Below are 24639 nucleotides of genomic sequence, written 5' to 3' on the forward strand. Positions count from 1 at the left end.
CTCAGACAATGCTCTTGTTAGCTCCCTTGGATAAGGTTTTTGTCAGTGACCTCAGGCAACACTCTTGTTAGTTCCCTTGGATAAGGTTTTTGTCAGTGACCTCAGGCAACACTCTTGTTAGTTCCCTTGGATAAGGTTTTTGTCAGCGACCTCAGACAATGCTCTTATTAGCTCCCTTGAATAAGGTTTTTGTCAGTGACCTCAGACAATGCTCTTGTTAGTTCCCTTGGATAAGGTTTTTGTCAGTGACCTCAGGCAACACTCTTGTTAGTTCCCTTGGATAAGGTTTTTGTCAGCGACCTCAGACAATGCTCTTGTTAGCTCCCTTGGATAAGGTTTTTGTCAGCGACCTCAGACAATGCTATTGTTATTTCCATTGGATAAGGTTTTTGTCAGTGACCTCAGGCAACACTCTTGTTAGTTCCCTTTCAGCGATATTAGAAGACATTCTTGTTAGTACGTTTAAATAATAACTTAAGTGAAATCTCTAATTGATAACAATTAGAAGCCTTAAAGGTAGATTTTGAAGCCTGGAAGAAAGAATTGCCAGAGCTTAAATTAAAAGTTAAGCCATAAATAATCACCATTGCCGAAGCTAAAGAAGCTTTCAGCTATTAGCCCCATAAAAGCCTCAGGATTAATTTATTACAGGAAGTGATTAACGATTCTCAGAATTAACTAATTAAGATTGGGGTTTTTAGGGAAATTACTGATGTGTGCGTATTTAGGACCAAGGTGAATGATCACTTCTTTCCAAAGCTTTTCGGCATCGGTAGAGAAGATCATATCAGCATCATATTGATCGGAAACTATCCAGGTGTTTTCTTCCAGCTCAGCTTTGAGCTGCACACCCTCCCAGCCCGAATAACCAACGAATATTTTTACATCGTCTTTGGTTAGCTCCCCCCGTCCCATTAACGTCATGAAACTCTCGAAATTACCTCCCCAGAAGACTCCCTTAGCGATTTCCTCTCCACCCGGGATTTTCCCGGGGCATCTGTGGATGAAATGGATAGTGTCGGTCGCTACCGGCCCCCCGTAACATACCGGGAAAGCTGGTCCGCCAACGCCTTCAATCAGATCTCCCAACAGGAGCAGACTCGGCTGGTTAATGACAAAACCAAGGGTCCCCAGTTCACTATGCTCAGTAAGGAAGATTACAGAACGTGAGAAATTAGGATCATTTAAAAATGGTTCGGAAACAAGCAGTTTACCGGCCGAAGGTGCTAAGCGACTTATCATATCGGAAAATTACTTATAATTTTAAATAAACTAAAGACTATTTTTGTCAAATGGAGCTGACCAAAGAAAATATTCAAAACCTAAGACAAGATTACCGCGCTGCTGAACTTGCAGAGGGCGATATCGACAGAAATCCAATCACACAATTTGGAAAATGGTTCAAAGATGCAATTGACGCTAAATTGTACGAGCCTAATGTAATGACTCTGGCTACGGCCTCCCTTTCGGGGAAACCATCGTCCCGTATTCTGCTTTTAAAGGGATTTGATGAAAATGGATTCGTGTTTTTCACAAATTACAATAGTAAAAAAGGTCAGGACCTGCAGGAAAATCCTCAGGCTGCAATGCAGTTTTTCTGGCCGGAACTGGAAAGACAAGTGAGAATCGAAGGTATCGTAAGTAAGGTCACGGAAGAGGTTTCTACGGCCTATTTTCATTCCCGCCCAAAAGGAAGCCAGATTGGTGCAACCGCCTCTCCTCAAAGCACAGTTATCCCAAACAGGGAAATTCTGGAAAACCGTGTGCAGGAACTTACAGCCACTTACCAGGAAACAGAAGTCCCACGCCCCGGGCATTGGGGAGGATATATTTTAAAGCCTGAACACCTGGAATTCTGGCAGGGCCGCCCAAGTCGTTTACATGATAGAATTACTTATACCAGCGTCAACGGCGTATGGACAATCAACAGACTAGCACCTTAAAAAAACAAAATGACTAAAATAGCAGTAATCGGATCTGGTACCATGGGAAATGGTATCGCCCATACTTTTGCACAATTCGGCTACCAGGTAAACCTGATTGATATTAACCAGGAAGCCTTAAATAAAGGATTAAATACAGTCAGTAAAAACCTTGACCGTCAAGTTGCTAAAGGAACAATAACTGAAGAGGATAAAACAAAGACCTTACAAAATATAACTATTTTTATTGACCTGAAATCGGGCGTAGCCGAAGCTGATCTTATTGTAGAGGCTGCATCAGAAAACCTTGATATAAAGCTTAAAATATTCAGAGATCTGGACGCTTACGCAAAACCAGAAGCCATATTAGCAAGTAACACTTCTTCTATCTCAATCACACATATTGCCTCGGTAACCAGCAGAGGAGAAAAAGTAATCGGGATGCATTTCATGAACCCTGTACCTGTGATGAAATTGGTAGAAGTTATCCGTGGGTATGCGACATCAGACGAAACTACTGAGCTGGTAATGAACCTGTCACAGAAACTAGGTAAAGTACCTGTCGAAGTAAATGATTATCCTGGTTTTGTAGCCAACCGTATTTTGATGCCTATGATTAATGAGGCTATCTACACCTTATTTGAAGGCGTCGCCGGAGTTGAAGAAATCGACACAGTAATGAAACTGGGTATGGCTCATCCTATGGGTCCGTTGCAGCTTGCGGATTTCATCGGACTGGATGTCTGTCTTGCCATCATGAATGTTTTATATAAAGGGTTCGGCAATCCTAAATATGCGCCCTGCCCTCTTTTAGTGAATATGGTTATGGCCGACAAAAAGGGTGTAAAATCAGGAGAAGGTTTCTATGATTATACCCATGGCGTAAAAGAGGCAAAACCATCAGCTAAGTTTTTATCTTAACTTTACCACATGAACGAAAACCTTGATCCCTCTTCAGAAAGCTTATCACCCATTGAAAGGGATATAGAGAAAGTGTTGCGTCCCCAGGCTTTTGAAGATTTCACTGGTCAGGACAAAATCATGGAAAATTTAAAGATCTTCGTTAAAGCAGCAAAAATGCGCGGCGAACCTTTAGACCATGTATTGCTTCACGGCCCTCCGGGACTCGGAAAAACTACACTTTCTTATATCATAGCCAATGAAATGGGTGTGGGTATTAAAGTTACTTCCGGCCCCGTACTGGATAAACCTGGTGACCTTGCCGGCCTTTTGACCAACCTGGAAACCGGAGATATACTTTTTATTGACGAAATACACCGCTTAAGCCCTCTGGTAGAAGAATATCTATATTCTGCTATGGAGGACTTCAAAATTGACATTATGCTGGAGAGCGGGCCAAATGCCCGTTCTGTACAGATTACCCTGAACCCTTTTACATTGGTTGGGGCTACTACACGCTCAGGTTTACTGACTGCGCCACTGCGTGCGAGATTTGGTATTAACTCCCGGCTGGCATACTATGATGCAAAACTGCTGACCACGATCGTCCTGCGCTCCTCACAGATACTTAAAACACCGATCACCGAAGAAGGTGCTTATGAGATTGCACGCCGCAGCCGCGGTACCCCAAGGATTGCGAATGCTTTGTTGAGAAGAACAAGAGATTTCGCGCAAATCAAAGGAAACGGTACTATCGACACGACTATCGCAAAATATGCACTGACGGCTTTAAATGTTGATGAACACGGGCTGGATGAAATGGATAATAAAATCCTGCTGACTATCATTGATAAATTTAAAGGTGGCCCTGTTGGCCTTAAGACCATTGCTACTGCTGTTGGTGAAGATGAGGGAACCATAGAAGAAGTATACGAACCATTTCTTATTCAGGAAGGTTATATGATGCGTACTTCGCGCGGAAGAGAAGTTACTGAGGCAGCTTACAAACATCTTAAAAGACAATACCAGGCGCAGTCCGGCAAGTTATTTTAAGAAATATAATTTGAGGCATCATTTATGTGTGTGAACAGGTAATATTACACTTTTCACGTCTTTTACTGCTTACAGATGGCTTTTTTCAGACCAGCTGTAAGCAATAAAAGAATTAAAATAACGCACATGAATATTGAAACAAGAAAACTGACCCTGGAAGACTATGATGATCTGAAAGAGTCAATGGAACAGGCATATGATACCCTTGGCGGACAGATCTGGAGTAAACAAACTATCGCCAAACTACTTAAACTATTTCCCGAAGGCCAGCTCTGCATAGCTGTAGATGATAAAGTGGTAGCCTGCTCACTGGCAATCATCGTGAATTATGATGAATATGGTGATAAGCATACCTATCAAATGATCACTGGTGGTTATACCTTCTCTACACATGATCCTAATGGCGATACCCTTTACGGGATCGAGATCTTTGTTTCCCCCGAATACAGGGGCTTAAGATTAGGCCGCAGATTATATGAAGCCCGGAAAGAGCTTTGTGAAAGCCTGAATTTAAAGAGCATTATTGCTGGTGGCCGTATCCCCGGTTATCATGAGCATGCTGATAAACTGAGCCCGAGACAATACATCGACAAGGTTAAAGCCAAAGAAATCTATGACCCTACACTTACCTTCCAGATATCCAATGATTTCCACGTCAGGAAAGTCTTAAAAAACTATCTTCCCGGAGACCATGAATCAAAAGAGTTTGCTACACTAATTGAATGGAACAACATCTATTATCAGGGTGTTGATGCTTCGGCGCGTTCTGCAAAAACAATCCGGATTGGGTTAGTACAATGGCAAATGCGTCTTTTTCCGGATATGGATGCTTTTTACGAACAAGTGGAGTTTTTTGTAGACGCTGTAAGTGGTTATAAATCCGATTTCATCATGTTCCCCGAACTTTTCAATACTCCGCTCTTACAACCTTACAATCATTTACCAGAGATGGAAGCCATGCGTAAGCTGGCCGAATTAACCCCGGAAATTGTAGAAAAGATCCAAAGCTATGCTGTCTCCTACAATGTGAACGTCATTTCGGGCAGTATGCCAATCCTGGAAAACAACAAACTCTATAACGCTACCTATTTGTGTCATAGAAGCGGAAAAACCGAAGAGTACAGAAAGATTCACATTACCCCTAACGAATTGAAATACTACGGTATGGTTGGCGGTGATAAAATACAGGTTTTCGATACTGACTGTGGTAAAATTGGTATTCTGATTTGCTACGACGTAGAATTCCCTGAACTTAGCCGTATTTATGCAGACCAGGGTATGCAAATCCTTTTTGTTCCATTCCTTACAGACACCCAGAATGGCTACACCAGAGTGAGAAGATGTGCTCAGGCCAGGGCCATAGAAAACGAATGTTATGTTGCTATTGCCGGTTGTGTAGGTAACTTACCAAAGGTGAATAACATGGACATACAATTTGCACAATCGGCTGTATTTACCCCATCCGACTTTGCTTTTCCAACCAATGCAGTCAAAGCTGAGACTACTCCAAACACAGAAATGATGCTAGTAGTAGATGTAGATCTGCATCTTTTGGATGAGCTGCATCATTTCGGTACTGTAAAAATATTAAAAGACCGTCGTAACGATCTTTATGAGGTGAGACTCCTTAAATAATATTTTGAGTAGCAGCTTTAGATTAAAACAACTACTCAAAAAAATTATTTGCGTAAAAACAACCAATAAATGAGCAGGAGTGCTATAATTATGGGTACACCCCATTTAATTACAGGCCCTGCTCCTTTATCATTATCTTCATTTACTGCTTCTGGTGATGGTCCTGGATCTTCCTTATGTTTCGGATAATCAGTTTCTACTTCTCTGGGTTTATTCTCCGGGTTTTCCTCAAAATGAGGTTCTTCATTTTCCATAGTTGATCATTTAGTTTAGCCTTAAAAATAAATCCCACCTTAAATCTGGTGCTAAGCCGTAAAAATGCTTATACCTAAAGAACAACAAAACCCGTAAAAAGTTTAAACAGTGCCATTCTAAGTCCATAAAAAAAAATCCCTGCCCTTCCATACTATATCAAAAACTGCATTTTTTTCAGTAACGATTATCAAGTCGGGTATAATCAGGGTCAGGCACATACAACAAGTTAAGGACCTCATATAAGTTGTCAGATGCAGACACCTCTGTATAGGTATGCTCAGGTAAAGCAGATCAAGGAATATCAAATCCTGAGTTAAAAAAAACAAGTACAATACCCTAATCAAGTCAAGTATAATCAGGATACCACAACATAGCTACAACACCTACACAAATCTTCTAAAAGTTCTTCTATAATCATCATCTAAAAGCTCCTTCTATAAAATTCTTCAACAATAATTACCTAAACGCTCCATCAAATAAACATTTTCTACAAACATCATCTAAAAGCTCCTTCTATAAAATTCTTCAACAACCATTTTCCAGATGCGCTACCTAAAAACTCTGTCTGTAATTATCATCTAAAAGTTCTTCTATAAAATATTTCAACAATAATTACCTAAACGCTCCATCAAATAAACATTTTCTATAAACATCACCTAAAAGCTACTTCTATAAAATATTTCAACAATAATTACCTAAACGCTCCATCAAATAAACATCCCCTATCCGCTCCATCTATGAACACCAACCAGCAGACAGCGCCCCAGGATTGGAATAAAAAAATGACAGGCAACAAATCCGGCGTCCGTTGCCCGCCCCCTTCGGGGAGGGAAATGCGGCCGGTATTTGTGCCTGTCATTTTTTTATTAAGCCGCAGAAGCCTTACCTTTGTGAACTAAAATGTACAACAACCCTTCCAAACACAGCCAGCTCATCAAAGATGAAGCCCTTCGACTAGGCTTCATGCAATGTGGTATAGCCAAAGCCGGCTTTTTAGAAGAAGAAGCCCCAAGACTTGAAAAGTGGTTAAAAGACAACCGTCACGGGCAGATGAGTTACATGGAAAACCATTTTGACAAAAGGCTGAACCCTACTCTTTTAGTTGACGATGCAAAATCCGTCATATCCCTTACCCTGAACTACTTCCCCGAAGAGCGCCAGACAGATCCTGATGCGCCGAAAATATCCAAATACGCTTACGGGGCTGATTACCATACTGTCATCAAAGACAAGCTCTTCCAACTACTCAATTTCATACAGGAAAACATAGGAGAAGTAAGCGGCAGGGCATTTGTTGACTCCGCACCCGTAATGGACCGCGCCTGGGCAAAACGTGCTGGTATAGGGTGGATAGGTAAAAACAGTAATATAATCAGTAAAAAAAGCGGGTCATTCTTCTTTTTGGCAGAGCTCATCATAGATCTTGACCTCGTTTATGACGATCCATTTGCCACCGACCATTGCGGTACCTGTACCAAATGCATAGATGCCTGTCCGACAGAGGCGATCCTGTCCCCTTTTATAATTGATGCTACCAAATGCATCTCCTATTTAACCATTGAGCTCAGAGAAGAAATCCCTAAAAGCTTCAACGATAAAATGGATAACTGGATGTTTGGCTGTGATATTTGTCAGGACGTATGTCCATGGAACAGATTTTCTGTACCTCATACAGAGCCGCAATTTAAACCCAACGATAAACTACTGGGAATGAAGCGTGAAGATTGGATGGATATAACCGAAGACGTATTTAAACAGATCTTTAAAAACTCGGCAGTAAAGCGGACTAAGTTTAAAGGCTTAACCCGCAATATTGATTTCATCAGGCAGATTCCTGATGAAAGTAAATAATTGAGCAATGCACTAAACTGTGCTTATCTCACACTAAGAATATTATTATAATCGTTTTTATCTGGCACATACGTACTTCCAATCACAACTTTCTTTATTCTCTTATTCGTTTTAAAAGGAATAGAAATCATTTGAACCGGTTGCTCCCAGACGCCAATGCTCCAGTGTACCTTTTCAGTAGTGCTATCCTCATAAGTTAACGTCAGATCTACCGGTAGAGGCTTAAGACTCTTATTTTCTACCTTAAATATATAACCATCATCAGTTTTATCGGCAGCAACAATCCCCAGATCAATATCTCCCTCATCAAAAAACCAGCGTTTCCAGAACCAGTCCAGATTTTTTCCAGAACCTTCATTCATGCTGTAAAAGAAATCATAAGGCATAGGATGTTTACCATTCCACTGCTCAATATAATGATGTAAAGCTTTGGTAAACAATTCATCACCCAGATAATCCTTAACATATAAATAGCCTAAAGCAGGTTTAGGATAAGAATTTGTAAAAGTACCTGACCCCTTTAAATCGGGAGTAAGCGTCATAATTGGTGTATCATCCTTTGTACCCGAACTAAATGCAGTAGGCTGTATTCCATACTCATCAACCATTGTAGAATCGATTAGCGGGGAATTTAACCATTCTCCTATAGTTGCCCATCCTTCGTCCATCCAGCCATATTTAGTCTCATTGATCCCCATATAAAAAGGGAACATCGTATGAAAAATCTCGTGGATTGTTAAGGTAATCCCATTTTCACGTTTTTCAACAGGATTATCGTTGACCATCATCGGATACTCCATCTGATCAAGACCATCAAACACTGTTTCATGCGCATAAGGGTAAGGCCATTTTGGAAACTTATAGCTCATGGCATCAACAGATTTACGTGCAAAATCTATCACTTCATAATAATCCTTATGAATCGGATTAAAAGCAGCATCTACACGGGTTCTGCGCTTAGTTACAGGATCAACCACCAGGCTGCTTGATTTCCATAAATAGTGGTTACTCGTAGCAAATACAAAGTCAGTCACATTTTTAGCATCAAATCTCCAGGTATTAAAATTCTGGTCTTTAGTAACTGTGTGCGTTGCAAGGTCATTGTCAGTAATCACATTAACTACGCTGTCTACCTGCTCCGCTAAAGTAATTCTATCGGCAATCTTCTTATGCAGCACATTTTTAGCGTTCACTAAATCTCCGGTCGCCCAGATCACATAATCTTTAGGCACAGTAATTGCTGCCTTGAACGTACAAAAGTCGTTATAGAACTCAGCATCGCCCAGATAAGGATACTTGTTCCAGCCATCAATATCATCATAAACAGCAATACGCGGAAAGAAATAAGCTACAAAATACGAGCCTTCATCTACCATACCGGTTCTGTTATGAGAACCTTTATTCAATGTATACTGATAAGCAATTTTAACTCTGATACTTTTACCGGGAGCCAATGCAGCAATTGCAGTATGCATATTAGTCCCATCAATATTTAAAGCCTCAGTTGAAACAGATTTATCATTAATTGATAAAGAACCAATTTTCACACCTTCCCCCAAATCTCTGTCAGCAACTTTTGTTGCACGCGGACTGCCATCTTTATATAAATTCGGGTATAACTTAAACCAAACCTCTTTCAATGTATCCGGGCTCTGGTTCTTATAAATTACATCAACAGTACCTTTTAATAATCCTGATACCGGATCAAAATCTACTTTAAGATCATAATCGGCAGTATTTTGCCAGTATTTTAAACCTGGTCTGCCACTTACCGCTCTCGTCCCCTTCGTGTAGGCCTGCTGAAATTCCGGAGGAACCGGCAAAGCCTGTTGTGCAAAAACGCTCAGACCTATCATACTGAACAGACTGAGCATTGTAATTTTCTTCATCTTCTGAATTTATTATTCCCTGTTTATTTAAACTTTTTGTAAAAGCAATGCCAGGAATGCATTGCGTTTTAAAATTACAAAAACCATTATAGCAAAGAACCTGCATAACAGTTATGCATGCAGGTTCTTTTAATTTATTTACCGAATTTCATCTTTAACTGTTCGAGCATATCAGGAGTAACACTTACTGCTGGTTTCTCTTTTTTAGGCTGCTGGGCAGGTTGTCTTACTTGTCCGCCAGCCTGCTGCGGTCTGGGTTGTGCTGGTGCAGCAGGTTTAGGCTTAACAGCATTAGCCTGTTCAGCTGGTTTTGGTGCCGAAGGGATTTTAGCAGCTCTGCTTAATTCCTTTTTCTTGTTCCAGCGTGTCCAGATCTCTTCCAGCTTTTTCTTGGTATATAATGGAAAATCTCCCTGTTTCATCCAGGCATAATAACTAGGCTCAGTATCAAATACATGCTCTACAGTCTTATTTTTGTGCTTTCCGAAATTGAATACCTCTTCATCATTTTCATTGAAGACCATTCTTCCTGCAAAATCAACAGGCTTGTTCATGTTTGTAAATGCATGTAATGCTTCTACGTCATTTTTAACCGGCTGAGATATATTCCCCTGCTTATCTTCAAAATCTACATTTTCATAACGATCAAGCTGCGCTAATAAAACATGATAAGTAGCTTTGATATCCGCCTCTGCAGAGTGTGCATTGACAATATCTTTATCGCAATAAAATTTATAGGCAGCGCGTAAAGTACGTTGCTCCATCTGGTGAAATACATTCTGTACATCAACAAACTTTCTGCCTGTCATATCAAAATCTACACCCACGCGTAAAAATTCTTCCAATAATACCGGAATATCAAAACGGTTTGAATTATAACCAGCAAGATCGGCATCACCAATAAATTCAGCAATTTCCGCTGCTACTTCTTTAAATTTAGGGGCATCAGCAATATGCTCATCATAAATACCATGAATCAATGAAGATTGCAATGGAATAGGCATTTCAGGATGAATGCGTAATGTTTTTACCAGCTCAGATCCATCTGGCATAGCTTTTAAAATTGCAATTTCAACGATACGATCAGAACCTACATTAATTCCAGTGGTTTCCAGATCAAAAAAAGCAAGAGGACGGATTAGATTTAATTTCATTATTGTTTTTTTTTGTCAGATGGCGCCTTTGACGGTTAAAATAATTATTGCCCTGCTGGAATAATAGTTATTTTAATCATTTCGGGTTCATTAGTGTTTTTATTTTTTAATGGGTCAGCTGTTTTTACTAGTTCACGTTTTTAGATTTGGCAGCTAAATTTCATGTTAACTAAGAAAAATAATTCCCAAACCTATACCAATTATCATAATAAGATACATTAATATTTCAGTAGTAGCGAATTTTTTATACTTAGTCCAAAATGATATCTCGTGTTTCTTGCCTTGCATCTATATTTTTATATCAATTTTAATCTTTTACCGGCCCTGCTTTAATCAGCGCACGCTGATAAGCAGGAAGGCTTAAATCATCTACAATTACTCCACGCGTTGTTGAGGCATGAACAAAGTAACCATGATTAAGATAAACGCCAACATGATCAATTCCATTGCCCCCGAAAGAGAAAAAGATTAAATCTCCCTCTTTAAGCTGTGAAATACTTTTTTGTTTAATCACATCTGCCTGATCCCTGGACCTTCTTGGTAAGTTTAATCCATAAATCTCCTTATTCAAAAGTAAGGCAAATCCTGAACAATCTATTCCCCTTTTATCCAGTCCGCCCAGTTTGTACCTCACTCCCGTCCAGTCATTAATAAAACGGTACAGAGATTTACTCTTCAGTTCTGACATCACCTCAGCAGCTTTTGCTCCTCTTGTTTCTCTGTAAGCTGTTGATCTTCTGCTTCCACAGGAAGAGAAAAAAGCCATTGCGGCCAACAGTATGATCAGGTGAGAGGTGCGTATACTGCGTAAAATCATATCTCTTTTTTTTAGTTTTTAATTAGTCTCTGAATCTCATCCAGCTTCAGCAAAGCCTCTACAGGAGTCAATACATTTACATCAAGGTTATTCAGCATATCCCTGATTTGTACCAGAACAGGATCATCTACAGCAAACATATGCAGCTGATAAGCCTGATTCTGAACTTTCTTAAAACTGTCCTTGATACTCTGCCCTTCGGTTCTGTCTATTTCCAGTTTTTTAAGGATTTCATTAGCCCTGTTAATCAGTTTTGGCGGCATACCAGCTATTTTAGCCACATGAATACCAAAACTATGCTCACTGCCACCCGGCACAAGTTTACGCAGGAATATAATTTTATTTCCAACCTCTTTGACAGAGACATTGAAATTCCTGATGCGGTTCATTGTTCCCGCCAGTTCATTCAGCTCATGGTAATGGGTCGCAAATAATGTTTTAGGTCTGGCCGAAGGATGGGTATGTAAAAACTCAGCAATCGCCCATGCGATAGAAATACCGTCATATGTACTTGTACCACGGCCAATCTCATCCAGAAGAATCAGACTTCTGTCAGAGATATTATTCAGGATACTTGCTGTTTCATTCATCTCTACCATGAATGTACTCTCTCCCGAAGAAAGATTGTCAGAAGCCCCCACACGGGTAAATATCTTGTCTATTAAACCAATATGTGCAGCTTTAGCCGGAACAAAACAACCCATCTGTGCCATCAGAACGATAATACCTGTTTGTCTTAAAATTGCCGACTTACCAGACATATTGGGCCCTGTGATAATAATCAGCTGCTGCGTATCATTATCCAGGTAAACATCATTGGTAATATATTCTTCGCCAACCGGCAAACGTTTTTCAATTACCGGATGTCTGCCGCCTTTAATATCCAGCACTTTCGTTGCATTCATTAAAGGCTTAACATAATGATTTTTAATCGCCAGCTGTGCGAAACACAATTGTACATCAAGCTGGGCAACCAGAAAAGCATTCAATTGAATTGGTCTGATATAAGCAGCAACCTGCTGTACCAGTGCCTCATAAAGGCGGACTTCAATCTGCTGGATTTTATCCTCAGCACCTAAAATCTGTTCCTCGTATTCTTTAAGTTCAGGGGTAATGTATCTTTCTGCACTAACAAGCGTTTGTTTACGCGTCCATTCGGCAGGTACTTTATCTTTATGTGTATGGGTTACTTCCAGATAGTATCCGAAAACATTATTAAAAGATATTTTCAGAGAAGGAATTCCTGTTTTTGCGGCTTCACGCTTTTGAATTTCTACCAGGAAGTCTTTACCGCCCGATGAAATTGCACGCAGTCTGTCCAGTTCTTCATCGATACCTTCGGCAATCACATTTCCTTTAATCAATAATGCCGGAGGATCTTGCTGAAGCTGTTTTTCCAGCGTTTCACGTATGCTTAAACAAGGGTCAAGCTGCTCGGCAAGTTTTGTTAAATATGGGTTCTCAGCAGTTAAAGCTGTTTCCTTAATTTCTTCAATATGATATAATGCCTTTTTAAGCTGACTCAATTCTCTTGGGCCGCATTTCTGCAAACCTACTTTAGAAATCAGCCTTTCCAGATCACCAATCAGTTTTACATGGTTTAGAAACTCTTCGATCATCCCTTCATGGGCAACCAGAAACTCTACTGTTCCTAAACGTTCCTGTATTGGTTTCAGCTCCTTTAATGGCATTACAATCCATTTATGAAGCATCCTTGCGCCCATTGGGGTAGAAGTCTGATCCAGCACATTGAAAAGCGTCATAGCATTTTCATTGGCCGAACCCACCAGTTCCAGGTTGCGGACCGTAAATCGGTCCAGCCACATATAATTGTCTTCTTCCAGACGGGAGATCGCAGTAATATGTTTTAAATTGCGGTGTTCTGTCTCATTTAAATAATGCAGCACAATTCCCGCAGCGATAACGCCTGTCTGCAATTTATCGACACCAAATCCTTTTAAGGAAGTGACTTCAAAATGTTTGTTTAAAGTTTCGTTGGCATAGTCACTGGTAAAAGCCCAGTCGTCCATTGGGAAAGTATAAAACTTATCCCCGAAAAGTTCAAAGAATTCCTGACGTTTACTTTTCTGAAAGATAACTTCTGTCGGTTTGAACCCCTGCAAAAGTTTATCTATATATTCTGCATTCCCTTGTGCTACATGGAATTCACCTGTAGATATATCTACAAATGATACACCTATCATAGCTTTATCAAAGTATACTGCGCCTAAATAGTTATTGGATTTCTGGCTGATAATATTATCATTATAAGCCACTCCGGGTGTAACCAGTTCAGTTACCCCGCGTTTAACAATTGTCTTAGTCGTTTTAGGATCTTCCAGCTGATCGCAAATTGCTACACGCTGCCCTGCACGGACTAATTTTGAGAGATAGGTATCCAATGAATGGTGAGGAAAACCTGCCAGCTCTATATATGCGGCAGCCCCATTTGCTCTCCTGGTCAATACTATACCAAGTATCTGAGAGGTTTTAATGGCATCCTCGCCAAAAGTCTCATAAAAATCCCCAACCCTAAACAATAATAATGCATCAGGATACTTTGCCTTGATCGCACTGTGCTGCTGCATTAATGGTGTTTCTTTCGTCTTATCTTTAGCCAAAATATATGTTACGTTACAAAAATGTAAATATACTATCTAAGGATTAGCTTTAGGTTTTTTTTTGAAAAAATAAGGCACACAAATAGCAATAAATCTCAGCTACAACTGTTCTATATAGGATAAAAACAGGGATAAGGCTTCTCTTTTCTGAGCAGTCAGTTCAAAATCCAGCTTATGCATCAGATAATCATCCAGATCAAAAACAGGGTTCAAAGGCAATGTTTTCAATAAGTCTTTTCTTGCTGCTAAACCAATTTTCAAAGCTGCATTGAACTCATTTATAAACTCTTCAGGGATAACCTTATTCGCTACCCACGCTGCGTATACAAAAGGAAGACCGGTAAAATTCATCCACTCCTCTCCCATATCGTAAGCAAAAGCATAATCATCCTTTTTACCAAAAGTCCTGTCGCCGATTAAAACTATGGCATCAGTAACCGCATTGGCATCGGTTGTATAAGCTACTTCCTGTTTAAAATGAAACTTTAACAAGACACGGGCTAAATTATTTGATGTTCTGGAATGACTATCCAAACGCAAGGTCTTAATTTCATGGGCAGGAACACTACTAAAGATGAATACTGAATTTACAGCCCCTACCGACCCGATACAATAATCAGAGATGATGTTTGCATTCGGAACGTGCGGGATTGCTGCAACCGGGATTAAACCTACATCAACTGTACCATCAATTAATTTGGCGGCACAATCTGAAGGGATATCTAAACTCAGATCTATTTGATTGATTACTTCAGAATGATTAATTCCGTAAATAAAAGGCTTGGTATTGGTATAGGCAACAGCAGAAATCTTAATCTTATTCAATGTTATGCGTTTAAATGATCGGTATTGTTTTGCGCGATGATCGTGAAAGTATCACCCGTCAGATTCAGTCTGTAAAGACCGGTATTTTGATGTGGGAAATCATACATGGCTGATAGTGGTTTGTTAGTTAACAAACACATCAGTAAACGCAACGAACGTCCATGCATACAGATCAGTATCAGTTTTTCATCAGTCCTGCTTTTGATAACTTCTACTATCTTTTTCAATCTGATGGCAACATCCGCCGGACTTTCTCCTCCTGCGAAATGTGCGTCATAATCACCCGCCTGCCACTTCTCGGTGATGTCTTTAAAGGCACCGATTACCAGTTCACTGGTATGCTGCCCTTCAAATTCACCCCAGGCCAATTCGTCAAGTTCTGTATGTTTTTCCCAGGGAATGCCTGAATCAATAAACTGCTGAACAGTTTGCTGCGTCCTTTTTAAAACAGAGGTATAAACCTTTTCAAAAGGTGTAGCTGCATACAATTTATAAAAAGCAGCAGCCTGGGCTCTTCCAGTGTCATTCAGATCACTGTCTATCCCTCTGCCCTGTATAATTCCCTGTTTATTTAAATCCGTTTCGCCATGACGAATGATATATATTTCTTTATCCATTAATTAATAACCGGTAGCTTATAGTACTGAGGTTTAGTATCTTCTTCAAAAACGAAATCGGTATAATCTGTCACTACATTGTAGAATGTATCTCTTTCTATTGGCTTACGGTTAACCTGTTTAATCAGATTGGCCAGTTCGCGGGTACTCATACCCGGAGTTTGCTCTTCTGCACCAGCCATAGAGTAGATTTTTGTGGTATCATCCAGCGTACCATCTATATCATCAACTCCAAAATTTAAAGAAAGCTGTGCAGTCTGACGGCTGATCATTGCCCAATATGCTTTGATATGATCAAAATTATCAAGATAAATACGTGCAATGGCATAGTTTCTTAAATCTTCAATGACAGAAACCTCTGGAACATGTTCCATCTGGTTATTCTGATTTCTGAATTTAAGTGGAATAAAAGCCTGAAAACCACCAGTTTTATCTTGCAGCTGACGTAGACGCTCCATATGGTCTACTCTGTGCTTAAACTCTTCAATATGACCATATAACATGGTTGCATTAGTTTTTAAACCTAATTTATGTGCCTGCTCATGAATATCAAGCCATTGTTCGGCAGTACATTTATCATTTGCAATCTTTTCTCTTACCTCCGGATGGAAAATCTCTGCCCCGCCACCTGGCATAGAATCAAGTCCTGCTTCTTTAAAATATTTCAAGCCATCATAATGACTTAATTTAGCCTTTTTGAAGATATAATAGCATTCAACCGGAGTTAAAGCTTTAATATGTAATTCGGGACGGTGTGCTTTTACTCTTTTAAAAAATTCAGCGTAGAATTCAAGATTTTGTTTAGGTACTACTCCTCCTGTCACATGTACTTCTGTGACCGGCTCGTTATCATATTTTTTCAGGATATCCATCATCCCGTCAACACTCATTTCCCAACCGTCTTCTTTGTTTTTAATCAGACGCGAATAAGAACAGAAATTACAGGTATATATACAAACATTAGTAGGCTCAATATGAAAATTGCGGTTGAAGTAAGTCTTGTCTCCGTGCTTTTGTTCTCTGATATAATTTGCCAAAACGCCTAAAAAACCCAGTTCGGCATGTTCATATAAGTAAACACCTTCATCGAAAGTGATCCTTTCTTTTTGCTGAACTTTTAATGCTATCCCTCTCAGTTCCTGAGATAAATCAGCATTGTCCAGTATAAAAGTAAGCTTTGCAGTCGTATCCATCTTTGATTGATTTATAGCTCAAAAGTAAGATAAAATCGACATAACAAGGCGTAACAATAATTTAACGCTGTCAGTTTTATGTAAAAGCTAAGTAACGGGGGTATTTAGCTGCGCAGTTTAACACTCATTTATTGGGTGATAAGCCTCTTGATTTCAGGTAAGATTAATTTGAACCAGGCAGTATATTTTTCAGGCAGTGAAGCGACATCTTTTTCAATAGTATCCAGACTTAAATACTCCCATTCAGCGACTTCTTCGGGATCAGGTTCAGGAACCTGGTTGGTTGTACCAAAAAAAACATGATCGAGTTCATGTTCTGTCAACCCATTCTCAAACTCCGCTTTATAGATAAAGCTAAACTGATGTGACAGTTCACAGTTCATATTCATCTCTTCTTTTAACCTCCGGTGTGCCGAATCAATCAGTACCTCTGCTGGCCGGGGATGTGAACAACAGGTATTGGTCCATAATAAAGGGGAATGATATTTTCCAGCTGCACGTCTTTGCAGCAGCAGTTCATTTTTATCATTAAAAATAAAGACAGAAATTGCCCGGTGAAGCAGGCCCTGCTCATGTGCAGCCAGTTTCTCCATAATGCCTGTCTCATTATCCTTTTCATCAACCAGTGACACGTATTCTATCATTATATCCATTTTTATAACAAAGATAAAAATTAAAACAAGCCGGAGATTGGTTTTGCAGCATAAAAAAAGCTGCCCCTTAAGATAAGAGGCAGCTCAGCTGGTGTTTGTTTTGTTTGATGTAAATTCTTATTTCATCGCTTTTGTGAAGTTCAATATAATATAAGCTGGATTTTTACCATAATCCACAGGTGACTTTAAGACCAGGTTATCTCCTGTTGCCTGTGAAAGGATCAGTCTGTAACCTTCAGTCACATTCTTAGCTTTATCGCCTTCATACAATTTCTTGAATTGAAAAGTTTGATCCGCTGTACTCACTGACCAGAAAATACTTTGTGTTTTTGTAGGACAATCAGCTGTTCCCGGAAGCATATATGAACCGTTTCCACTGTTTGTTAATCTCCATGTACTACCGATAAAACATTTGTAAGAAGCCTCATTAAAAAGAGATTTTACATTCATTGCCGGTACACCATCAAATGAAATATCATTTAACACCCAGTTTCCAGACACATTTCCTCTTTTTAAACTCGCAGCTGCACCACCTTTAGGTGAGCAACCTTGTAAAACCATCAATGAACTACATAAAATGGCTGCTATAACTAATATTCTTTTCATATCTTGTATTTTCGAAAACAGCTTACATAAATCCTGCCAAAAAAACACTAAAAAGAAAATTTTATGCACACCGAAACGATTGCTATACATGCCGGAAACTTAACCCACAGTACCACAGGTGATGTAACCCTGCCAATTAGTCTTTCAACTACATTTTTCAGAGATGAAGATGGCGGCTATCCTGGCGGACACATGTATAGCCGTGTCAGCAACCCCAACCGTTCTGCACTGGAAAAAGTAATGACCGATCTGGAAAAAGGTGCAGATGCCTGTGCTTTTTCTTCTGGAAATGCAGCAGGAATGACTGTTTTTCAGGCCTTGCCTCCCGGCAGCCATATTATTGCCCCTGATGACATGTATTGGGGATTCAAAAAACAATTGCAATCTATCTTTGAAGGGATATTAAGCATTGATTTTATCGATCTCACGGAGATTAGTGAAATAGAGAAGCATATCAAAAGTAATACAGTGATGATCTGGGTAGAAACACCTTCTAATCCTTTATTGAAAGTTACCAGTCTGTCTGCTATTGCCGGACTCACTAAAAAACACCGCTTAATCTTTGCCTGCGATAGTACTTTTGCCTCCCCATGTTTCCAGAACCCAATCCTGCAGGGTGCAGATATCGTCATGCATTCTTCTACGAAATATATTGGCGGACACAGCGATGTGCTTGGGGGTATCTTAGTCACCGCTGCTAAAAATGGGCTATGGGATAAAATCAGGAATATTCAGCAGATAGGTGGTGCTGTCCCCTCTCCTTTTGATTGTTTTCTGCTACTCAGAAGTATTAAAACACTAGCTTACAGAATGCGCGGACACGCAGAAAATGGTATGGCTCTCGCCAAACACCTGTCTGCACACCCAAAGGTAGAAGCTGTATTTTATCCCGGCCTGCCTTCTCACCCTCAGTATGAAATTGCAAAACAACAAATGAGTGGTTTTTCAGGTATGATGTCTATATTAGTCAAAGGTGACGCCAAAAAAATAGTCAATAAAGTAAAGCTATTTGCACAGGCAACGAGCCTTGGTGGTGTAGAAAGTTTAATCGAACACCGCGCTTCGGTAGAAGGTCCGGACACTAAAACACCACAGAATTTAATTCGGATATCTGTTGGACTAGAACACATTGACGATCTGATTGCCGATTTAGAGCAGGCATTAGTCTAAAAACAGCGTTACAGACTATTAAAATAGACAACAATATTGAGTTTAAACAACTTAAAAACAGAAAGTTAATTATTTTTCAGAATATTATTTTGGATATACCGACAAAAACTCTACATTTGTAATCATATAGCGAAAGCTATTCAAGTCAACCCTTAACCTGGGTTTGATTTATAAAGAAGTGGCGAGAGACAGGCTCTGTGACCCACTGGCAACCCTCCCAAATGGAGAAGGTGCCAATTCCTGACCAGTTAGCATAGTGCTTTCTGGAAAGATAAATTAAGACAAAATGAAAACAAACCACCAATCAACGCAATCAGGCGAACCTGTTTCTTACACGATTAAGCATCTGCAAATTGTTGCATGTATGTGTTGTTGCATCGGCTAACAACAATCTTCCACGTAAAATTTTATTATTTCAACCGGAAGGCCTCTTTTCAGAGGTATGCAATCCCTTATACTCTAAAATTCTATTCATCATTTTAAATAAGCGCAATCATGTCAGCAAACTATAGATTCGAAACATTACAACTCCATGCAGGTCAGGAAATTGACCCGACAACCGGTTCAAGAGCAGTACCTATTTATCAAACTACTTCTTATGGATTTAAAAGTGCCGAACATGGCGCCAATTTATTTGCACTGAAAGAATTCGGTAATATTTATACCCGCCTGATGAACCCAACAACTGACGTTTTCGAAAAACGTGTAGCTGCATTGGAAGGTGGTGTTGCAGCTTTAGCAGTTGCTTCAGGACAGGCCGCTCAATTTATCGCATTAAATAATATACTGGAAGCAGGTGATAACTTTGTTTCTTCTCCTCACCTTTATGGAGGCAGTTACAATCAGTTTAAAGTTGCTTTTAAACGCTTAGGCATAGAAGTAAGATTCACTGAAAGCGATGACACACAAGACTTTGAAGCCAAAATAGATAAAAACACTAAAGCAATCTACCTGGAAAGTATAGGCAACCCATCATTCAGTATTCCTGATTTTGAGAAACTCTCTTTAATTGCTCAAAAATATGATTTACCCTTAATTGTAGACAATACATTCGGTGCAGCCGGCTATTTATTCAGACCTCTTGAACATGGTGCGCATATCGTAGTACAATCTGCTACTAAATGGATCGGCGGACATGGGACAAGCATTGGCGGAGTAATCATCGACGGCGGAAATTACAATTGGGGAAATGGTAAGTTTAAACAGTTCACTGAGCCTTCTGAAGGTTATCACGGCCTTGTCTTTAATGATGTATTCGGTATTGGCAGTGATTTTGGAAATATTCAGTTCATTATCCGCGCCAGAGTAGAAGGATTAAGAGACTTCGGCCCTGCCATCTCCCCTTTCAACTCTTTCTTATTAATCCAGGGACTGGAAACTTTATCGTTACGTGTACAAAGACATGTAGACAATACCCTTGCCCTGGCTACCTGGCTGGAAAATCATGAATCAGTAAAAAAGGTTTTCTATCCTGGTTTGGAAAGCAGTCCTTATCACCAGAATGCGAAGAAATACCTTAAAAACGGATTTGGTGCTGTACTTTCCTTTGAACTGCATGGCGGTAAAGAACAGGCAGTTCAGTTTGTTAATGAGCTTAAGCTGGTAAGCCACCTTGCCAATGTAGGTGATGCAAAGACATTAATCATACAACCTTCAGCTACTACACATCAGCAGTTAAGTGACCAGGAACAGGCAGCAGCAGGAATCACTCCGCAATTATTAAGAGTGTCGGTAGGAATTGAACACATAGACGATATTAAAGCAGATTTTGAACAGGCATTTGAGAAATTGTCAGCTGCAAAATAGCTTTAAGCATAGAAACACTACAAAACAAAATGTCATCAACACATATATATAACCACCCAAAGCAATTTCAACTGGAAAACGGAAAGAAATTGCGTGGGTTACAAATTAGCTATCAGACTTTTGGAAAGCTAAATACCAATAAGGATAATGTAATCTGGGTATGTCATGCTTTAACCGCAAATGCAGATGTATTAGATTGGTGGAAGGGCTTGTTCGGAGAAAAAAATCTGTTCAATCCACAAGATCATTTTATTATCTGCGCGACGATTATTGGTTCTCATTATGGAAGTACAAACCCGTTGAGTACTAACCCGGTCACAGGAAACCCTTATTATCTTTCTTTTCCTGAATTCACGATTAGAGATTTAGTTCAGGGACATCAGATTCTGGCTGAACATCTGGGTATCCAGAAAATTAAAGTCCTTATTGGTGGTTCTTTAGGTGGCCAGCAGGCTTCTGAATGGGCTATTATTGAGGGAAGCAAAATTGAAAACCTCATCCTGATAGCAACCAATGCATCTCATTCTCCATGGGGAATTGCTTTTAATGAAAGTCAGCGTCTGGCTATTACTGCCGACAGAAGTTTTTACGGGCAGCAGCCTGATGGTGGTATGAAGGGCTTAAAAGCAGCCAGAAGTATAGCCTTACTTTCCTACCGTACTTATGAGGCTTATGGTGCCACGCAACTGGAAAGTGTAAATGATAAAACTGATGGTTTCCGCGCTTCTTCTTACCAGAGTTACCAGGGAGAAAAGCTATGCAAAAGATATAATGCCTATAGCTACTGGTATTTAACTAAAGCAATGGATAGCCACAATGTGGGCAGAGGCAGAAAAAGCATTGTTGATGCGCTAAAATCTATCAAATCCAATACGCTGGTGATCGGAATAGAGAATGATTTCCTTTTCCCTATATCAGAACAGGCGTTTTTAGGAAAACATATCCCGAACGCTGAATTTCACAGCATCAGTTCGGCTTATGGCCATGATGGGTTCTTAATTGAAACAGATATACTTACGAATATAATAGGCAGCTTTCTAAAGGAAAGTGTAAATAAAAAAATTGTTAAACTGCATAAAACAGCATAAATGAGCAAGAAACTTAAAATTGGAATATTCGGTTTTGGAGTTGTGGGACAGGGACTACACGACATTATCCGTGGCCAGGATCTTAACCTGGAAATTATAAAAATAGCGATTAAAAATCCTGATAAAAAACGTAGTCTTGATGCCGGACTTTTCACCACAAATCATGATGAAATTCTGGATAATCCTGAGATTAATACAATTGTAGAGTTAATAGATGATGCAGATGCGGCTTTTGCTATTGCAAAGAAAGCTTTAATCAACGGAAAACATGTAGTTTCGGCTAATAAAAAGATGATTGCCAATCACCTGGAAGAACTGGTAGAACTACAGGCTGCTTATGGCGCTTCTCTGCTTTATGAGGGTGCAGTATGCGGTAGTATCCCTATCATCAGGAATTTGGAGGAGTATTATGACAATGAGCTGTTGCATGGAATAAGTGGTATTTTCAATGGTTCGTCTAATTATATTCTATCTAAGATTTTTAATGAGAACATGCCTTATGATGTGGCATTGAAACAGGCTCAGGAACTTGGTTTTGCAGAAACTGATCCAATTATGGATGTTGGCGGTTATGATCCTAAGTTTAAACTGGCCATTGCTACTGCACATGCTTATGGCTTGTTTATTGACCCTGATAAGATTTTGAATGTTGGTATTCAGAATTTATCTGAACAGGATATTCAATATGCAAGGGAAAAGAATTATAAAATTAAACTGGTACCTACAGCACGCAAAATAAGTACGAAACAGGTGGTGACTTATGTGCTTCCTAAATTTGTGAAGTCTGATGATTTCTTGTATAATGTAGAAAATGAGTACAATGGTGTTACTGTACAGGCTGCTTTTGCCGATAAACAGTTTTTCTTTGGAAAAGGTGCCGGCGGCCATCCTACCGGTGCAGCAGTATTGTCTGATATTGCAGCGCTAAGATATGGATACAGATATGAGTATAAAAAGTACCATCAGAAAAATGGCCTGATCCATACTGATAACGTAAACATTGAGATTTATTTGAGATATACGCATGAGTATACGGTAGAGAAATTGAAAATTGAGAATATCGTTGAAAGGTTCTCAAGAAATGATTTTAAATATGTGATTGGTAGTGTAAGCTTGAAATCACTATTAGCGAATAAGGATCTGCTGGTTCATAAGGATGTTTTTGTAGCACATACAGGAAGATTTACTTATACGGATAAACAGATAGAAGTAATAGCCGGAGAAGAGGTTCTGTTCAACTAGAATCCCCCGGGCTTTTTTCTTCCTCTAACCGTTTCTTCGTACATGCAGGGAGGTTAGGGACCGGAAGGAGAAAACAATAATACCTGACGATAAAACTTAAGGAGAAACTGATAACGACCAGCTTCTCCTTTTTTAATTGGTTATTTCACAACCGTAGCTTCCAGTTCAACTTTTAAAGTTTCAAAAAGACTTTTTACTTCTAGTAAAGTAGTGGCTTGCTTAATACCATGTTTAGCTATCCAGGCTTGCAGAATACCAAAATGAGGCCAGAGTTCTGCTGTTGAGGTAGTATAGATGTTTAAGCGGACGATACCTTTAGGTTCATATCCCGCTTTGCTGATAACCATTTCCAGATTCTGCAGGGCTTTGGTCAATTGAGATCCCATATCTTCGTTACTTGATATTCCTTCAGCACTTATCGCTGTCTGACCCGATATATATAAGGTGCTTTGCACATTTTTCACTTCAACAGCCTGCACATAACTGCGTTCATCCTGCCATTGCCATGGATTAATGGATCTCTTTTCCATTTGAACAGTTTTTTGGGCCTGTGCTAATACAGGCGCAATGATTAGAAGTATTAAGGTGAGTAGTTTTGCCGATTTTTTAATGATTGCTTTTTTCATTTAGCAAAATTGCAGATAACCCCCGGAAATGAGTGTTGACAAACCGCACGATTAATAAGTGATTAATGTCACGGTTAGGGAAATAATCTTCTTAGCATCCGGAGCATAAAAAAAGCCTGATCATGATGATCAGGCTTTTTTTATGCTATGCGCTTCGTTTAGAATTTAGTGAAGGTTGCGTAGTGATCTCCGGTGTAGTAACGGCTCCCGTCACTTCCTAATACAATACGCTCTGCTCCTCTGTTCTGACCGTTTACTTTTGGGTTTACATCATATTCTTTGTAAGCTGTCCCTTGTGGCAACAGACCTTCACGGTTTTGGAATACCGTCCCTCCTACATATCCCTGAGGGGCTCTTCCGTTTTTAGCAACGTAATCAGCTACAGTGTAGGCTTTTTGAGGAACAACAGCAAAGGATTTTTTTGCAGCATTACTCGTTACACTTACTGTTGTGCCTTGTACGGTATTTACAAATGCCGGAATACTACTATCCTTTGTGAAGGATGAAAATAGAATACCAAAGGTTAGCAGGGCTAACAGGATTTTAATGTGTTTCATAGGTTTTTTTTTAATGATTATTAATAGATAACTTAAATATCAGTGATTTAAGTCATTTATTTATAGGTTCGGCAAAACTTAATGAATTGTTTATAGTAAAAAAACATTGTAGGCAGGAATTCTTTATTCTGTAAATTGCCCGAAATAAAGTGAAGATCA

General features: G+C 39.6%; 22 protein-coding genes and 1 riboswitch. Of the genes, 9 read left to right on the forward strand and 13 right to left on the reverse strand.

All coding sequences use genetic code 11. The features are described 5' to 3' along the window. Nucleotides 1–678 precede the first annotated feature (678 nt). On the reverse strand, nucleotides 679–1242 hold the full coding sequence (locus tag HDE68_RS14130) for a YqgE/AlgH family protein (protein ID WP_183882868.1): 564 nt from the start codon (nucleotides 1240–1242) through the stop codon (nucleotides 679–681). 50 nt (nucleotides 1243–1292) lie between these two features. Here HDE68_RS14130 and pdxH point away from each other — a divergent pair, with 50 nt between their 5' ends. From pdxH to HDE68_RS14150, 4 genes are all read left to right on the forward strand, one after another. Beyond that, nucleotides 1293–1943: a pyridoxamine 5'-phosphate oxidase gene (gene pdxH / locus HDE68_RS14135; protein ID WP_183882869.1), complete on the forward strand. Its 651-nt coding sequence runs from the start codon at nucleotides 1293–1295 to the stop codon at nucleotides 1941–1943. 9 nt (nucleotides 1944–1952) lie between these two features. Then, nucleotides 1953–2843, forward strand: coding sequence for a 3-hydroxyacyl-CoA dehydrogenase family protein (locus HDE68_RS14140; protein ID WP_183882870.1), 891 nt, complete (start codon nucleotides 1953–1955; stop codon nucleotides 2841–2843). Nucleotides 2844–2852: 9 nt separating this feature from the next. Beyond that, a complete protein-coding gene (gene ruvB, locus HDE68_RS14145; protein WP_183882871.1) occupies nucleotides 2853–3875 on the forward strand; it encodes a Holliday junction branch migration DNA helicase RuvB in 1023 nt (340 codons plus the stop codon). Between the two features lie 126 nt (nucleotides 3876–4001). After that, nucleotides 4002–5510, forward strand: coding sequence for a bifunctional GNAT family N-acetyltransferase/carbon-nitrogen hydrolase family protein (locus tag HDE68_RS14150; RefSeq protein WP_183882872.1), 1509 nt, complete (start codon nucleotides 4002–4004; stop codon nucleotides 5508–5510). 44 nt (nucleotides 5511–5554) lie between these two features. On the opposite strand, the gene HDE68_RS14155 is transcribed toward HDE68_RS14150, so the two are convergent. Next, nucleotides 5555–5764, reverse strand: coding sequence for a hypothetical protein (locus tag HDE68_RS14155; protein WP_183882873.1), 210 nt, complete (start codon nucleotides 5762–5764; stop codon nucleotides 5555–5557). A gap of 901 nt (nucleotides 5765–6665) precedes the next feature. Between HDE68_RS14155 and queG the strand changes: the two genes are divergently transcribed. After that, nucleotides 6666–7616: a tRNA epoxyqueuosine(34) reductase QueG gene (gene queG / locus HDE68_RS14160; protein WP_183882874.1), complete on the forward strand. Its 951-nt coding sequence runs from the start codon at nucleotides 6666–6668 to the stop codon at nucleotides 7614–7616. A gap of 23 nt (nucleotides 7617–7639) precedes the next feature. On the opposite strand, the gene HDE68_RS14165 is transcribed toward queG, so the two are convergent. The 9 genes from HDE68_RS14165 to HDE68_RS14205 form a co-directional block, all read right to left on the reverse strand. After that, entirely contained in the window at nucleotides 7640–9505 is a 1866-nt protein-coding gene (locus HDE68_RS14165) for a M1 family metallopeptidase (protein WP_260171768.1), read from the reverse strand. A 134-nt stretch (nucleotides 9506–9639) separates the two neighbouring features. Beyond that, a complete protein-coding gene (locus HDE68_RS14170; RefSeq protein WP_183882875.1) occupies nucleotides 9640–10659 on the reverse strand; it encodes a 3'-5' exonuclease in 1020 nt (339 codons plus the stop codon). Nucleotides 10660–10966: 307 nt separating this feature from the next. Then, a complete protein-coding gene (locus tag HDE68_RS14175) occupies nucleotides 10967–11476 on the reverse strand; it encodes a C40 family peptidase (RefSeq protein ID WP_183882876.1) in 510 nt (169 codons plus the stop codon). 11 nt (nucleotides 11477–11487) lie between these two features. Beyond that, complete coding sequence (gene mutS / locus HDE68_RS14180; protein WP_221300737.1) at nucleotides 11488–14097, reverse strand: DNA mismatch repair protein MutS; 2610 nt, start codon at nucleotides 14095–14097, stop codon at nucleotides 11488–11490. Between the two features lie 99 nt (nucleotides 14098–14196). Continuing rightward, a complete protein-coding gene (locus tag HDE68_RS14185; protein ID WP_183882877.1) occupies nucleotides 14197–14922 on the reverse strand; it encodes a menaquinone biosynthetic enzyme MqnA/MqnD family protein in 726 nt (241 codons plus the stop codon). Between the two features lie 2 nt (nucleotides 14923–14924). Continuing rightward, complete coding sequence (locus HDE68_RS14190) at nucleotides 14925–15539, reverse strand: histidine phosphatase family protein (protein ID WP_183882878.1); 615 nt, start codon at nucleotides 15537–15539, stop codon at nucleotides 14925–14927. After that, nucleotides 15539–16732: an aminofutalosine synthase MqnE gene (gene mqnE, locus HDE68_RS14195; protein WP_183882879.1), complete on the reverse strand. Its 1194-nt coding sequence runs from the start codon at nucleotides 16730–16732 to the stop codon at nucleotides 15539–15541. The genes HDE68_RS14190 and mqnE overlap by 1 nt, the downstream gene beginning before the upstream one ends. 128 nt (nucleotides 16733–16860) lie before the next feature. After that, nucleotides 16861–17376, reverse strand: coding sequence for an isopentenyl-diphosphate Delta-isomerase (idi, locus tag HDE68_RS14200; RefSeq protein WP_183882880.1), 516 nt, complete (start codon nucleotides 17374–17376; stop codon nucleotides 16861–16863). 126 nt (nucleotides 17377–17502) lie between these two features. Next, nucleotides 17503–17991 carry a lipocalin family protein gene (locus HDE68_RS14205; RefSeq protein WP_183882881.1) on the reverse strand — a complete coding sequence of 163 codons (489 nt, stop codon included), beginning with the start codon at nucleotides 17989–17991 and terminating at the stop codon, nucleotides 17503–17505. Between the two features lie 63 nt (nucleotides 17992–18054). On the opposite strand from HDE68_RS14205, the gene HDE68_RS14210 reads away from it, so the two are divergent. The 4 genes from HDE68_RS14210 to HDE68_RS14225 all read left to right on the forward strand — a co-directional run bounded on the left by HDE68_RS14210 (nucleotide 18055) and on the right by HDE68_RS14225 (nucleotide 23297). Further along, entirely contained in the window at nucleotides 18055–19161 is a 1107-nt protein-coding gene (locus HDE68_RS14210) for a trans-sulfuration enzyme family protein (protein ID WP_183882882.1), read from the forward strand. 165 nt (nucleotides 19162–19326) lie between these two features. Further along, nucleotides 19327–19439, forward strand: a riboswitch (SAM riboswitch). Between the two features lie 217 nt (nucleotides 19440–19656). Continuing rightward, a complete protein-coding gene (locus HDE68_RS14215) occupies nucleotides 19657–20967 on the forward strand; it encodes an O-acetylhomoserine aminocarboxypropyltransferase/cysteine synthase family protein (RefSeq protein ID WP_183882883.1) in 1311 nt (436 codons plus the stop codon). A gap of 29 nt (nucleotides 20968–20996) precedes the next feature. Next, nucleotides 20997–22055 (forward strand): homoserine O-acetyltransferase family protein, encoded by a 1059-nt coding sequence (gene metX / locus HDE68_RS14220; RefSeq protein WP_183882884.1) that lies wholly within the window; start codon nucleotides 20997–20999, stop codon nucleotides 22053–22055. Further along, the gene (locus HDE68_RS14225) at nucleotides 22056–23297 is read left to right on the forward strand and encodes a homoserine dehydrogenase (protein WP_183882885.1); all 1242 of its coding nucleotides are present in this window, start codon (nucleotides 22056–22058) and stop codon (nucleotides 23295–23297) included. Nucleotides 23298–23437: 140 nt separating this feature from the next. Here HDE68_RS14225 and HDE68_RS14230 read toward each other — a convergent pair whose 3' ends face one another. Together HDE68_RS14230 and HDE68_RS14235 are read right to left on the reverse strand one after the other, a co-directional pair. Then, nucleotides 23438–23923 carry a RidA family protein gene (locus HDE68_RS14230; protein WP_260171769.1) on the reverse strand — a complete coding sequence of 162 codons (486 nt, stop codon included), beginning with the start codon at nucleotides 23921–23923 and terminating at the stop codon, nucleotides 23438–23440. 158 nt (nucleotides 23924–24081) lie between these two features. Next, entirely contained in the window at nucleotides 24082–24480 is a 399-nt protein-coding gene (locus HDE68_RS14235) for a ribonuclease domain-containing protein (RefSeq protein ID WP_183882886.1), read from the reverse strand. Nucleotides 24481–24639 lie beyond the last annotated feature (159 nt).

Origin of the sequence: Pedobacter cryoconitis, assembly GCF_014200605.1 — a bacterium.
In the GTDB taxonomy this organism is placed as follows: Bacteria; Bacteroidota; Bacteroidia; order Sphingobacteriales; family Sphingobacteriaceae; genus Pedobacter; species Pedobacter cryoconitis_B.